Raw genomic sequence first — 14,023 nt, 5'->3', positions numbered from 1 at the left:
CCTTTGCGCGAATAAGGGATGTCAAAGCGCGACGCCGGCGCAGCGCCTCCCACGTCACACCCACATGGGGTACTCATGCACAGACGACTGTCCGTACCGCTGGCCATCCTGGCGATGATGCTCGCGGCGGTGCTGCCGACGGGAGCCGGAGCGGCCTTCGCCTCGCCGGTCGGGCCGCTGGCCGGTGGCGCCGATTCGCAGACCGAGCCGGGCGACGGCGAGCCCGAGCCGGACAATCCGCGCTTCCCCCGCCCGCCGAGGACGTGCCAGGTCGAGCCCTGCAACGGGAACGAGCCTGGCGCTGGCGGCGGCGGAGACCCGGGCGCGCCCTCACCGCAAGCGGTGCGAAGCCTGCAGGACGCCAGGCTGGCCGCGAACAAGGCGCTCGACAAGCCCAGGTGTTTCGACCTGCTCAGCCTGAACGACAGCCGCTCGCCGGGGACGCTCAACCCGGTCAGGGTGCTCAACACGGTGCCCATCACGATCGTCGACGACGGGACCGCGGACCTTGGGTACGCGCCCGGCCTCGGAGTCGACGGCAGGATCGACATCCTTCCTGGCTTCTTCCGCATCACGTTCGACCGGGCCTTCCAGAATCGCGGGTACATCGACCCTTCGCTGTACTTCGACCTGCCGACGGTCCAGCTCTCGGTGGCGGACATGCGGCTGGTCGCCCTCCTGCATGAGCTGGGGCACCTGACCGGTGTGAACGTCCATCCGGGTGACGGGGTCGCTCCCCTTCTGCCCGAGGAGGTCGGCCAGGCGTTCAACACCCAGATCTATGTGAACTGCCTGGACCAGGGCGCGATCTACCAGTGAGCCTCAGACATCCGGCGGAGCGCCTCAGTGTGCCTCCTCGGTGGTGTGGGAGTCGGTGAGGGTGAGGGCGCCGCCCGCTGCGATCAGGCCGACGATCACGGCCAGTACGGCGTAGGTGATGCGCTCGCCGTGGAAGAACGACGCCACCAGCTCACCGCTCCACACGCCGTCGGGCAGCTGGGTGGTCACCAGTACGGCGATCATCGTGCCGATCACGGCCGTGCCGATGCTGCTGCCGACCTCCTGTGCGGTGTCGTTGAGCGCGGTGCCGATCGACGTGCGGTTGGCCGGCATCGCCTCGACGAGGGCCACGGCGCAGATCGTCATGACGGTACGCAGCCCGACGGTCATCACCACCATGGCGACCGCGATGGGGGCGTAGCCGTACTCGACGCCCCAGGCGAGACCGGCCAGGGACAAGGCCAGGCAGGCCGCGCCGATCAGGCACGCGACGCGATGACCGAACCTCCTGGCCAGCCATTCCGACACCGGCGTCGCGACGATCATGGTGACGATGATCGGCAGGTTCGCCAGTCCGGCCTGCACGGGGCTCCACCCGTAGGCGTACTGGAAGTGCAGGATCAGTCCGAACAGCACACCGGCCATCGCGATGGACGTGCCGATCTGCGCGATGGCGGCCCCGCGTACGGTGCCACGGGCGAACAGGCGCAGGTCCAGCATGGGCGAGGCGCTGCGCCGCTCGTGCCGTACGAAGGCGACGGCCGAGGCCACGGCGCCGAGCACGGAGGCGATCGTGATCGCCGACAGCCAGCCGTGCTCGACGCCGCTGGTCAGCGACCAGCAGGCCAGGCCGATGGCGGCGACGCTCAGCAGGGCGCCGGGCAGGTCGAGCCTGCCGGTGGTCAGGTCCTCGGGCCGGTCGGCCGCGACGCCGAGCCGCACGCCGATGGCCGCGACCAGCGCGATGGGTGCGTTGACCAGCAGGAGCCACTCCCACCCGACGTGCGCCAGGGCGGTGCCGCCGAGCAGCGGGCCGAGTACGAACCCGGACATGCCCACGACGATCATCAGGGTCATCGCCCGTATGCGCAGGGCCTGGTCATCGAACAGGCGGAAGACCAGGGAGTTGGTGATGGGCGCCATCGCGGCCGCGGCGATGCCGAGCCCGGCCCGCAGAGCGATGAGCTCCCCGGTGCTGCTCACGGCGACGACGCCCAGACTGAGCAGCCCGAACACGGCCAGGCCGATCAGCAGCACGCGTCGCCGCCCGAGGCGGTCGGCCAGCGATCCCGCGGTGAGCAGCAGCCCGCCGAACGTGAGGGAGTACGCGCCGGTGATCCATTGCAGGGAGGTGGTGCCGCTGCCGAGATCACGGCCGATCGTGGGCAGGGCGATCGACAGCAGGGTGTTGTCGACCATCTCCACGAAGAAGGCCAGGCAGAGCGCGGCGAGGGGAATCCAGGCCGCGCGCAAGGACGGATAGGTGCGTGTCGCGGCGGGAGTGGTAGTGGCGGTCATGGTGGCCTCCTCTCGGATGTCGCCGACTATCGAACGACGTTCCATACGATAGAACGAGGTTCGATAATCTGGCAAGCTGTGATTGAATGGGCACCATGGCACACCCGCGAACACGCTCCGCCGACGCTCCTGCCCGAGGACGGCGCCGTGCTTCGCACTCCATGGAGGCCGTCCTCACCGCCACCGTGGCCCTGCTGGACGAGGCGGGCGAGCAGGCGCTGACGTTCCGCGCCCTGGCCGCCAGGCTCCGCACCGGCGTCGGCAGCATCTACTGGTACGTCGCGAGCAAGGACGAACTCCTCGACCGCGCCACCGACCACGTGCTCGGCCAGGTGATGACCGCAGTCGAACGGCAGCCGATCGGCGACGACCCGATCGCCGACCTGCGCGAGATGGCCGTCACGCTGTTCGACGCGATCGTCGACCGGCCGTGGCTGGCGGCGTACTTCATGCGCAACACCGACGTCCAAGGCAACTCGCTACGCCTGTACGAGAAGCTCGGCCGTCAGACGCTCCGCCTCGACCTCACCTCACGCCAGCGCTTCCACGCCGTCTCGGCGATCGTGGGCGTCGTGGTCGGCACCGCCGCCGACCTGGGGGCCGACCCGCCCCAGGAGGTGCTCGACGGGCATGTCGACCGCGACGAGTTCCTTCAGCACTTCGCCGACACCTGGCGTGCGCTCGACGCGCAGGAGTTCCCGTTCGTACGGGAGATCGCGGAGGAGTTCGCCGGACACGACGACAGGGAGCAGTTCCTCGCCGCACTCGACCTGACCCTGGCCGGCCTGCGCCTGCAGGCGGGCCGGGTGTCCCAGGTCGAGTAGGCGTCGCATCTTCGTCAGGCCGACCCCGAACAGCGCCTCGACGACCCTGAACATCGACACCCACGCGGTGTTGGTGTGCACGGCGACGGTACGCCGCCCGTCCGGCGTGCCGACAACGAAGACCTGCGAGCCCCAGAAGCTACCGCCCGGCCCCCGCAGCGTACGGCCGCCGCAGGCCGTACCTCCGACGCGCCGACCGCCTACGAGAAGGTCCGCGCGAGCCTCGCCGGCGACCTGGGCGTCGACCCCCGGCGACCACCTGCGCGCCACCCACCTGGCCCTACTCCGTGGCGAGCCCGCCGTCCCCCCGCCCGAGCAGGTACGGCAGGCGGCATACGGGCGGCTCGCGGCCCAGCTGACCAGCTTCGTCGGCAGGGACGACGAACTGCGGGCGCTGGCCGCGTCCCTGCGGGCCTCCCGGCTGGTCACCGTCGTCGGCCCCGGAGGCGTGGGCAAGACCCGGCTGGCCGTCCAGGCGGTGAGCGGGCACCCCGCCCATGCGCGTGGCCGCGTCTGGTTCGTGTCGCTGGCGGCGGTGAACACGGCCGAAGGCCTGCTGCAGGCCGTGCTGGGCACGCTCGCCACCTCCGAGTCCGCCCCGGCCGGTACGCCGCTGGAGCGGGTGATCGCCCTTCTCGCCGGTGGCGAAGGCATCCTGGTGCTGGACAACTGCGAGCAGATCGCCGAACCGGTCGCACACTTCGTCGGCCGGTTGCTGGAGCGCCAGCCGGATGTGAGCGTCCTGGCCACCAGCGGGGGACCGATCGAGGTCATGGGGGAGAGGCTGCACCGCCTGGGCCCGCTCGACCTCCCCGCTCCCGGCCAGGCCGGTGCGTCGGCCGCCGTGCGGTTGTTCGTCGACCGGGCGGCAGCCGTACAGCCCGGTTTCGCCCTGGACGAGACGAGCACGCCCTTCGTCGTGGACATCGTGTGTCGGCTCGACGGGCTGCCGCTGGCGCTTGAGCTGGCCGCGGCGCGACTGCGCACGATGAGCGCGGGGCAGATCGCCCGGCGGCTGGACGACCGCTTCCGGCTGCTCAGCACCGGGAACCGCGGCGCGCAGCCCCGGCAGCAGACCCGGCGCGCGGTCATCGAATGGAGCTGGGACCTGCTCACCCCGCCGGAGCGCACACTCGCCGCGCGCCTTTCGGTGTTCCCCGCGCGTACCGCTCTGGCGGCGATCGAGGCGATCTGCGCGGACGCGACCCTCGACGAGGGCGAGATCCTCCATCTTCTCAACAGCCTGGTCGACAAGTCCATCGTGGAGCGCACCGGCGAGACGTACCGGATGCTGGAGAGCATCCGCGCCCACGCGGCCGACCAGCTCGCGCTCGGGGAGTCCGGGGCAACGCGTGAACTCACGCGCTACTTCGCCGACCTGGCCGAGGCGCACGAGCCACTGCCGCGCTCGCACGGTCAGGGCGAGTCGCTGCGGCTGTTCCAGGCCGAGTACGAGAACCTCGTCCACGCCCTGGACACCGCCATCGGCATCGGAGACGCCGACAGCGCCGCCCGGCTGTTCGCTCCTCTGTACTGGTATCGGGTCATGCTCCGCTACGACGCCCGCGCCGACACGTTCCTGGCCAGGATCGCCGCGCTACCGGCGCCGGCCAGGGCCGCCTTCACCGCGATCCACCGGGTGGGCGTCGAAGGCGGCACGCGCATCGGCCCCGAACTCCTGCGCGTCCTCATCGTCGACTGCGAACGCACGGGCGCCCCGCGGCGCCAATCGATGCCGCTCACGGCCGTGGTGGTCCTGGCGCCGTTCCTCGGACTGGGCGCACTGGCCGACGAGGTCATCACCCGGGTACGCGGTGACTCCGACCGCTGGGCCGTCGCCTGCACCTCCATGATCGAAGCCATCCGCCACCGCGAACACGGCCACCCCGCACACTGCGCGACCGCGATGACGACCGCACTGCACCTGTTCGAGCAGGAGGGCGACGGATGGTGGACATCGAAGGCCCTGTACGGCCTGGCCCAGCTCCACTCCGTCGCCGGTGCCCACGCCCAGGCCGTCACCGCCTACGAGCGTAGCCTGGCGCTCGCCGTCGCACTCGGCTCACAGGACGAGGTGTCGATCCGCCTCGGCCTCGCCACCGCACACATGCGCGCAGGCGACCTGCCCCGCGCCGAGGCCGGCATCGCCACGGCACGGCTGTCGGCCTTCCACCCGGCCTTGGAGATCGAGGTACTCGCCGCCCAGGCCGACCTCTACCGCCGCTCCGGAGCCCTCGACCGAGCCGCCGACGCCCTCGACCGGCTGGAGGCCCTGCCCGTGTTGGGTGACCTCGTCGCGGGCCGTCTGCTGGTCGGCCGTTTGGCTGTTCTTCTCACGGCGGGGGATGTCGTCGGGGCTCGCGGGCTGTTGCCTCAGGTTGTTCGGGTGTCTCACGGGGACATGGACGCCGCTTCCGCGGTGGCGCAACTCGTGGCCAGGTTGCTGTACCTGGAGGGGCTTCCGTCCGAGGCCCTGTCGCGCTGGGGTTGAGCGAGGTCATTCGAGGGGCGTTCGACTGCGGTGGTGTCGAACTGTGGGAGTTCGTTGGGGTGGTGGTTGGGCTGTTGGGTCGGGGGGCGTATGAGGCCGCTTTTCGGCAGGGGGCTGGGGTGACGGTGGGGGAGGCATACGAGCGGGTGGGGGAGTTGGGGGGCTTGTAGCGGGTGGAATGTTTAAGATGGAGGCCAGTTGGGCGGACATCGGTGGGCGTCATGGTGGGATATTGACTGGATGGCCAATATCCTTCTTAATCCGAGTGCGAGTTCTGGTCTTATCTCCCAATCGACGTGTTGGGCACGCGCGTGTCCGTAATTCCTGATTTCCGTTCAGGAAGGATCGTGTGCTGTCCCAGGGAGCGCCTGCCGGGTTCATTGTCCGGCGACGAGCAATCGCGCCTGGCGCTGGCTGAAGGAATGCCTGCGCGCACATCGCGGTACTGTCTCGCGGTCACCCACTACCGCGGCTTTCTGGAGTACAACGTCACCACCATCCCCGAGGGCGACTGGGAGGAGTACACCGGTACGGCGACGGTTCCGGCCGCTACGTCGCCAAAGCCCGCCGCCCGGCGCTCAGTCGAGCAGCGGTACGCGGACTGGGCGGGGAGGTGACCCACGCGCAGGAACTGCTGGAGGCCTCAGGCAGGCAACTGGCCGCGACCCGAAGCAGGGCTTCGTCAAGCACCATCGCTCCAGCGAGGCGAAACTCGGCGGGCCGGTGTGCTCGATGCGCAAGTGCCTGGACCGGCTGCGACGCAATCCGGTGGCGGAGGCGCCGGTATCCCTCAGCTGTATGACGCTTCCGCTGTCGGCGGCCCGCTCAAGGGCACACTTGTCGAGCTCGACAACATGCGAGTCAGGGAACGGCAGCACCTGGACGGGCTCCTCGCGATCGGGCACGCCCCGGTTGTCGCACCTGAGCACGGCGCGGGCAAGACGACGCTGCTTCGCGTCGGTGAAGGACATCCAGCCCGGTCATCGGCGTCAGGTGAGTGACAGCGACGCGTCACGCAGGCACTGACACCTCTGTGGGGCGGTCAGGAGCTGCCTGACTGAAGCCTGCCGGGGCGCGAACTGAAGGAGAGGGCCGGGACCGAGTGCATTCGCTGCTCTGGCCGTAGGAGGCCAGGTGCGGCGGGGTGGGGCGAGGCCGTCTTCGAGGTTACTGTCGTCCTCGCCCCACCTAGGCGCACCCACTGACACCACGCGTCAGCTGGTGCGATCCATCAGAACCTCGCGATCACTCTTCCATGATCACCACTGGTGCCGATTTCTGTACGCATTCTCCTCGGAGGTCAATCCTGCGAGCTGATAGTCGGCGAAAGAAACTCGCCAGAGCATGTGTCTGAACATGTCTGACGCACACCTGAACGAGAAGGTGCTGCCAGCCGAAAAGGTGGCTGTCTAATGCGGCACTTAGATCTCCAGTCCACGCCTTGCCCTATCTTGTTTGATGGAATGGACTAGTAGGGTACGTGCACCCGCTTCTATTGCGGCCGCTTCGTAGAGGGTCGCCGCCAGTGCGGCGAGTGGTTCACCTCTGGCCAGCAATCGGTCCAGATCGAATTGCTGCCGATTGTTTTCCTCCTCCTCGAAGTTGGTGCTGCTCGTAGTGAGGATTTCGAGAAAGCTGTACGACTCTGTGACCGATGCTGTGCAGGCGCTAAGTTGCTTGAGATCGCCCCCGGTGCACCAACTGAGTGCGTAGTAGAGGGCTTCCACAGAAAGGCCAGCCAGGACTTCGAGATGCGTGTGCTCATCATCTTCTTCGGTGATTTCGGGAAATTCCTCCAGGGAGGCCAGTAGTTCTGCCGCTCGCTTCTTCACCAGTTCGGGGCTGGCATTAGTGTCCCAGAGCAGATCCTGGGCCAAGGTGTAGACTCTGTAGTCCGCTTCGCGGCCGCGCGGATGTACGGCCGCGAAAGTCGTTCCAGTCCGCTCGACGCATACGGCGGCGAAGATCTTCTGTTCGGCCTCGTTTAGAGCTGCCAGGTGCTCTGCTGTGATCGTCATTTGCTAGTTGTCACCATTCGAATGCCCGCTGTCCATAACCTTTCACTCCAGGATACCAAGGGCCGGTGAGCCTTCCGCCTGTGCCTGTGATGAGTGGTCCACAGATGCTAGTGCAGACATTTCTGCTTGCAGTGCCCGATATGGGTTCCCAGCCGTTTTTGTTGATGAATAGTAGAGCGGCCTGCTCAGCGTGACGGATATTATCTTTCCCTGGCACCGGGATTTCTCCTGGTTTGAGCAGTGCCCTCTGTGCTGGGGTGAGGGAGACGCCCGAACTGCTTGCCACAACGTCTACTTCGCCCTGTGGTGTTCGGGCGCGGACTACTGCAGTCGTCCGCTTCCTGCGGGCGACACCCTCGTGCGCTTGATGGATCTCTTCTGCTCGATTTAGTGACTTACCGGCCAATTTAGCAGCGTTGAGTTTTCCGCCTCCGCCGGGGAAGACGATTGCCGCCGCTGTGCCGATAGGCGTGTCGGACCAGATGCCATACGACGCCTGGTACGCCTTCGACTGCATGTCGATTCCAAAGGACGCACCAGCCTCTGTCAGACAGCTGGTGCCGCCATCGTCACATGGACTGATGGCAGACGCCGTATAGGACGAGAAGCCGTGGACAAACCCTGCAACCCAGTCCCATACGCTGCCGTCTACCTGAGGCGGGGGTGGAGCGGCGCTTCTGCCACCGTAGTTCTGATCTTCCCTGTCGTCGTACTGCTGTCGGCCGCCGCTGCCCTGATCGCCGCCGCCGCCACCTCCGCCGCCACCGCCACCGCGCGGTGGGGTTGTCGTGGGCGGCTTCTTCTTAGGCGGTGTGTAACGGTCGTTGTTGCAGTCGTTGAGGCACGGGCCGAGGAATAGACCGGTTGGGTCGGAGTAGGTGATGGGGTTGTTGTTGGAGTAGGTGTAGCCGTGGATCTGCTGGGGGTCGGACAGGTCCATGATCGGGTCGACGCTGATGAAGCGGCCGATCAGTGGGTCGTACTCGCGGGCGCCGAGGTGGGTGAGGCCGGTGGAGTCGTTGGTGCCGCCGACGAAGCCCTTGTCGCCTGTCCAGACGCCGGTGCTGCCGCGCAGGTTGCCGAAGGGCAGGGTGCGGCGGGCGGCGACGACCTGGGTGGTGGCGTTGATGGAGAGTTGGTTGGTGCCTTGGTGGTCGGGGGCTTGGAAGACGACCGCGCTGGTGGTGCGGACGGCGATGGTGGAACCGGCGAAGGAGTAGTAGCGGGTGGCGGCGACGCTGGATGTGGTTTTGCGTAGTTCGAGGCCGCCGGGCAGGTAGAGGGTGTGGGTGGTGCCGTCGCGGCGGATGAGGCGGTTGCCGGCGGCGTCGTAGAGGTAGGAGACGGTCTTGGTGCCGTCGGTGGTCGAGGCCAGGTGGCCTTCGGCGTCCCAGGTGAGGGTCTGGGTGGTTGTGCCGATCTTGCGGGTGGTGGTGTTGCCGGCCTCGTCGTAGGCGAAGGTGTCGACGCGTGCGCCGGCGCCTCCGGCCTGGTCGACCTGGGAGAGGCGGTGCTGGCCCTGGCCAGGCTGGGGGTAGGTGTAGGTGCGGGTGGTGTCGGCCGTGCCGCCGGGGACCTGGTGCCAGGTCTCCTTGGTACGGTTGCCGGTCGCGTCGTAGGCGTAGGTGTGCCAGTAGGGCGCGGGGCCGCCGACGACGTTGGCGGTGGGCGCGCTCTCGCAGGCGGTGTCGCCTTCGGTCCAGGCGTCGGTGATGCGACGCAGGTGGTCGCGGGTGAAGCACTGGGTGTCGGTGCCGGTGCGCGAGGCGTCGCTGATGGCGGTGATGTCGCCGGCCGGGTTGTAGGTGTAGGTGGCCGAGCGGTCGACGCCGGTCTGGTTCTCGCGGTCGACGCGGGAGTTGGCCAGGCGCTTGGTGGCGTACTCGTAGGTGTAGGTGAACCAGGAGCGCTTGGTCGCGGTGGTGCCGACCTCGTGCTGCAGGACATCTCCGGTGAGGGAGTAGTCGGTGCGGGTCACGTACGTGCCGAGGTTGGAGCCCATGGTGGTCGGGCGGGCGAACTCGTCGTAGCCGTAGGTGACGACCTCGGCGGCGAGCGCCCCGGCGTTCGGGTAGCTGTTGGACTGGGTGGTGCCGTCCAGGTTGTACGCGGTGTCGAACTGGTAGGTGCCCGCCAGCGTGCCTTCGCCCGAGGGAATGGTCACGGTGCTGCGCAGCGGCCGGTTCAGCGCGTCGAAGCTGCTGGTGGTGTTGGTGTAGGCCTGCGCGCCGACATAACGGGTCGAACTGGTCGGCAGGCTCTTGCGCAGCGTGTCGTAGACCGTCTGGGTCAGCAGCGTGCCGGTGGCCGAGCCCTCCCTGGTCTCGACGGCGCGGTCGAGGCCGTCGTAGAGGGTGTGCACGCTCTTGCCCCGCGCGTCGGTGACGCTGGTGACGCGGTCGAGATCGTCGTAGACCGTGGTGGTCTGCCCCTTGTCGGGGTCGCCGGTGCTCACCTTGCGGCCGCGCTGGTCGTAGGTGTAGCTCCAGGTGTTGCCGGAGCTGTCGACGACCTTGGCCAGTTGCCCGGCGGGGGTGAAGGAGTAGCGGATGGCCTCGAACGCGCCGGTGGGGCCGTCGCCCTTGTACTGGCGTGCTTCGACCGTCTGCCCGCGTGCGTCGCTGATGGTCGTGGTGGGCGTGCCTCCGGCGGGCGGGTCGACGTCGACCTGCTCACCCCGGTAGGTGGTGGTGGTCCGCCAGAGCTCCTCGCCCAGGCCGTTGCCCTTGAGCTGTCGTTCGGCGACGACCCGGCCGAGACCGTCGTAGTCGTAGGCGACCTGCGCCTCGACCCCGGTGTCGACCTTGAACAGCGTCCCGCTGGGCGCGCCGGTGGTGTGGTAGGTGGCGTAGGTCGTGGCGGTGAGGCCGCGCTCGTTGTAGAGGGTGTCGGAGATCAGCCTGCCGCCGCCCGAGCCGGGCGCCTGCACCTGCCGAGGCCGGAGCAGTCCGTCGTAGAGCTGGTAGGACCACGGCGTGTACGTCGCGTCGGCGCGCAGTGTCCTGGTGCCCACCGAGACGATCTCGCCCGCGGTGATGGTGTAGCTGTACTCGGTGTTGGCGCTCTGCCCGGACGAGCGCGGCCTGTTGGCCTGCCACACGTGCGTCAGCCGCCCGAGTGCGTCGTAGGCGACGTCGGTGCGCCTGCCCGAGGCGTCGGTCGTGACGGTCGGCACACCCCACGCGGCGTCGAGTTCGGCGACGGTGGTCATCTTCGTGGTGGCGTCCGCCGCCTTGGCGGGCGGGGAGGTGGTGGTCACCGAGACGGGCAGCCCGGTGGCCGGGGTGTAGGCCGTGGTGCTGGTACGGCCGGCCACGTCGGTGACCGACAGCACGCGGCCGTAGGCGTCGTAGGCCGTGGTGGCGACCAGCGCGTAGGTGGCGGCGGTGCCGTTGTGGGAGGCGAGCTTCTCGGTCCTGGTGGTCTGGCCCTTGACCGGGGCCGCGCCGAGGGCGCCGCCGTCGAAGAAGACGCGCTCGTCGGACACCACCTGCTTGGAACGGTCCACAGCGGCGCCGCAGTCGACCGCGACGGTTTCGGTCCGGCTGACGTAGTTGACCAGCCAGTCGGTGGTGTTCGGCGCGGCGTAGGTGGTGCGGATGCACCGGTCGTCGGCGGTGGTCGCCAGGTCGCCCTTGTCGGCGGTCTGGGTGCGATTGCCGTACGTCGTGTCGTAGGTGTGGTCGGTGCGCGTCTCGCGCCAGCCGCCTGCGGCCAGTTCGCTCCAGGTGCGGGTGGAGGCGGTGTTGCTCAGGGCGGCCTTGACCGTGCCCCAAGGGCGGGTACGGGTGGCGGTGTGGTGCAGCCACGGCGTGTTGACCGTCTTGGCGACCACGGTGCCGCCGACCTTGTCGCGGGTGGTGGTCTTCAGGGCGAAGCCCTCCAGGCCGTCGGCGTCGGTGTGCGAGCCGCCTTCGCCGTCGGGGACGACGACCGTTCTGGTCTCGTCGCCGTTCTTCGTGGTGCGGTCGCCGTGCATGCCGCGCAGGTACAGCGAGGTGCTTTCGGACTTCATGGCGTTCATGCCGCCGGTCCTCGTGGTGACCGAGGCGTAGCCGCGCCACTGCGACCAGGTCTTGTACTTGTTCTTGACCAGGCCGTCATCGTCGTCGTAGTGCCAGGCGGCCGGACCGTCGTAGGTGTACTCGGTGACCATGTCGGGTGCCAGGGCGGTGCGGTCGGAGACGGTGACCTTGGTGGCGACGTACTTGTGGAACCAGTCGCGTACGGGATCGGGATTGCCCGCGGTCTCCCAGAACACGGGGAAGCAGCGGCGGGTGTTGTCGTGCGCGGCGGGCAGATCGGTCGGCGAGCAGTCCTCGCCGGAGTAGGAGACGTTGATCGTGGCGCCGGACTCGTCGTAGATCGCACCGATGCGGTACTTGATGAACGGCGGATTGTTGTCGCCGAGCACGTCGACGCGGTTGGCGAGCTGGATGTGGTTGAACGTCACCGGCGGCAGCGTGATCGGCGTCGTCGCGCCGAGACCGGTGTGCTGGACGGACTTCAGCAGCAGCGCACGGTCGGCGTCGGCCTGACCCCACAGGTGATCCAGCGCCCAGGAGTCGACCGGCCGGTAGGTGTTGTCGGCCTTGAGCACGCTGGTGGTGACCTTCGTCAGGCGCTTGCGCGACCAGAACGAGGGGGCCAGGACGTTCTCGCACTCACCGTCGGCGTTCTTGCACTGCTGGTCCCACGGGACGTCGGGCCACTTCTCCGGATTGTCGCCGATCTTGTCGGGGTCACAGGTGAAGCCGGACTCGGGGATGCAGCGCTCGGCCACGGTGAAGTCGACCCTGGCCAGCGGCTTGGCCGAGTACAGCGTGTTCGAGCGGTGGCCGTACTCGATGTGGTCGAGCCAGCCGCCCCTGATGTAGGGGGTGTCGTCGGTCTTCTCCAGGTTGCGGCCGTAGTGGTTGCCCTCGGTGTTGTAGAAGTAGGTCATCGCATTGCCTGCGGGGTCGACGACGTAGTCGAGGTTCCACCGGTAGGCCTGCTGGCACCAGGAGTCGGCGTGCGCGGCCTTGATGCAGGGCTCGCCGCTGTCGTTGCCGTACACGGGGACGGTCCAGGTGGACTTGGTCTCGGCCTTGCCGGTGCTCCAGCCGGGCAGGCGGTTGCGGCCGAAGAAGTACTGGGTGCCGTTGGGCGTGGTGAGCTTCCAGTACTCGCCGTTGTCGTCGCCGTTGCCCGTGGCCTCGTCGCGCAGGTGCTCGATGCGGGTGCCGTCGTCGTTCTTGAACTTCCACAGGTCGGAGTCGGGCGCGGTCTGGATCAGCTCGCCGCCCTTGCCGTTCCAGGTGATGGTGGCGTTGGGGTAGTCCCAGCACAGGTCACCCGGCTTGCGCAGGTCGTCGCCTTCGCCGTCGTCCTGGCACGGCTTGTAGCGGCGCTCGATCATGCCGGGCGCCAGCTCGAACCCCTCGCCGACCCAGGAGGGCTGGTTGTTGGTGTTGGCCGTGCGGCCGTCGACGCTCGCGGAGGAGTAGTCGATGCCGACCTCGGGCGTCAGGTCGCCGGGTACGGGCGGGACGCGCATCGGGTAGGCCCAGGTGAAGTCGCCGGAGTTGCCGCCCGCGCTCCAGGTGGCGGAGGCGGCCAGCGAGGTGGCCTTGAAGTCGCCCTGCGACCCCGACGCCTCGGCCGCGGCGGCCAGCACGACCGGCGCCGCACCGGCCAGCGTGGCCTGCGCAGTGACCGTCTTGGCCTGCGGGTCGTTGCTCGACTCCAACGGCGTGGAGGTACGGCACTGCGCCTGCTGGGGTGTGGTCAGCGAACACGCGGGCAACTGCACCAGCCGCAGCCGGGAGCCGTAGGAGCCGCCGAACGCCTGCTCGAAGCCGGTGTAGTCGACCGTGACGGCCGTCTTGCCGGTGGCGGCGCCGGTGGGCGTGAGGCTGAGCAGCAGGCCGTCGACCCCGGCCTTGACGGCCGCTTCGCGGGCGAACGTCCGCACCGCCAGCGGGGAGGTGTTGCCGCCCAGATAGACGGGGAGCTCACCTGCCTTGACCGGCTTGTCGGCCGCGCCGCCGCTATGGGCGGCGACGGGGGCGGGGGCTGCGGCGACCTCGGCGACGGCCGGAGTCGGCCAGCTGTGACGGGGGGCCTGCCGTACGGCGGCGGCCGGGTCGGGCTTGCGTTCCTTGGCCTTGACGGCGGCGCCGGTGGCGACCTTGTCGTTGCTGCTGGTCTTGGGCCGGACGCCGACGGGCGCCGCGACGGCGGCGGGCGCGTGCACCAGCGAGGCGGCCAGGCTGAGTGTGGTGATCGCCGCGAGGTGGCGTGCCAGCAGCCGGGGCGTTCGGCGGCGCCGGGGCATGGGTCTGCCCAGTTTCACGAAGGCTCCTTCAGAAGGATGTGGTGGGGGATGGAGAAACGGGTGGCGCCGCCGA

6 protein-coding genes are annotated in these 14,023 nt (G+C 68.7%); 3 read left to right on the top strand and 3 right to left on the bottom strand.

The genetic code is table 11. From position 1 onward, the window contains the following. Positions 1 to 75 precede the first annotated feature (75 nt). The gene (locus tag ACTWNK_RS24395; protein WP_474306811.1) at positions 76 to 819 is read left to right on the top strand and encodes a hypothetical protein; all 744 of its coding nucleotides are present in this window, start codon (positions 76 to 78) and stop codon (positions 817 to 819) included. Between the two features lie 24 nt (positions 820 to 843). Here ACTWNK_RS24395 and ACTWNK_RS24390 read toward each other — a convergent pair whose 3' ends face one another. Further along, positions 844 to 2,298, bottom strand: coding sequence for an MFS transporter (locus ACTWNK_RS24390; protein WP_474306810.1), 1,455 nt, complete (start codon positions 2,296 to 2,298; stop codon positions 844 to 846). A 161-nt stretch (positions 2,299 to 2,459) separates the two neighbouring features. Between ACTWNK_RS24390 and ACTWNK_RS24385 the strand changes: the two genes are divergently transcribed. Beyond that, positions 2,460 to 3,122 (top strand): TetR/AcrR family transcriptional regulator, encoded by a 663-nt coding sequence (locus ACTWNK_RS24385; RefSeq protein WP_474306808.1) that lies wholly within the window; start codon positions 2,460 to 2,462, stop codon positions 3,120 to 3,122. 106 nt (positions 3,123 to 3,228) lie between these two features. Beyond that, positions 3,229 to 5,613: an ATP-binding protein gene (locus tag ACTWNK_RS24380; RefSeq protein WP_474306806.1), complete on the top strand. Its 2,385-nt coding sequence runs from the start codon at positions 3,229 to 3,231 to the stop codon at positions 5,611 to 5,613. A 1,421-nt stretch (positions 5,614 to 7,034) separates the two neighbouring features. On the opposite strand, the gene ACTWNK_RS24375 is transcribed toward ACTWNK_RS24380, so the two are convergent. Next, positions 7,035 to 7,631, bottom strand: coding sequence for a hypothetical protein (locus ACTWNK_RS24375; protein ID WP_474306805.1), 597 nt, complete (start codon positions 7,629 to 7,631; stop codon positions 7,035 to 7,037). A gap of 10 nt (positions 7,632 to 7,641) precedes the next feature. Then, positions 7,642 to 13,968 carry an RHS repeat domain-containing protein gene (locus ACTWNK_RS24370; protein WP_474306804.1) on the bottom strand — a complete coding sequence of 2,109 codons (6,327 nt, stop codon included), beginning with the start codon at positions 13,966 to 13,968 and terminating at the stop codon, positions 7,642 to 7,644. Between the last annotated feature and the right edge of the window lie 55 nt (positions 13,969 to 14,023).

This window comes from Nonomuraea sp. IBHARD001, from assembly GCF_056106265.1.
This window is presented reverse-complemented; position numbering and strand designations above follow the sequence as displayed.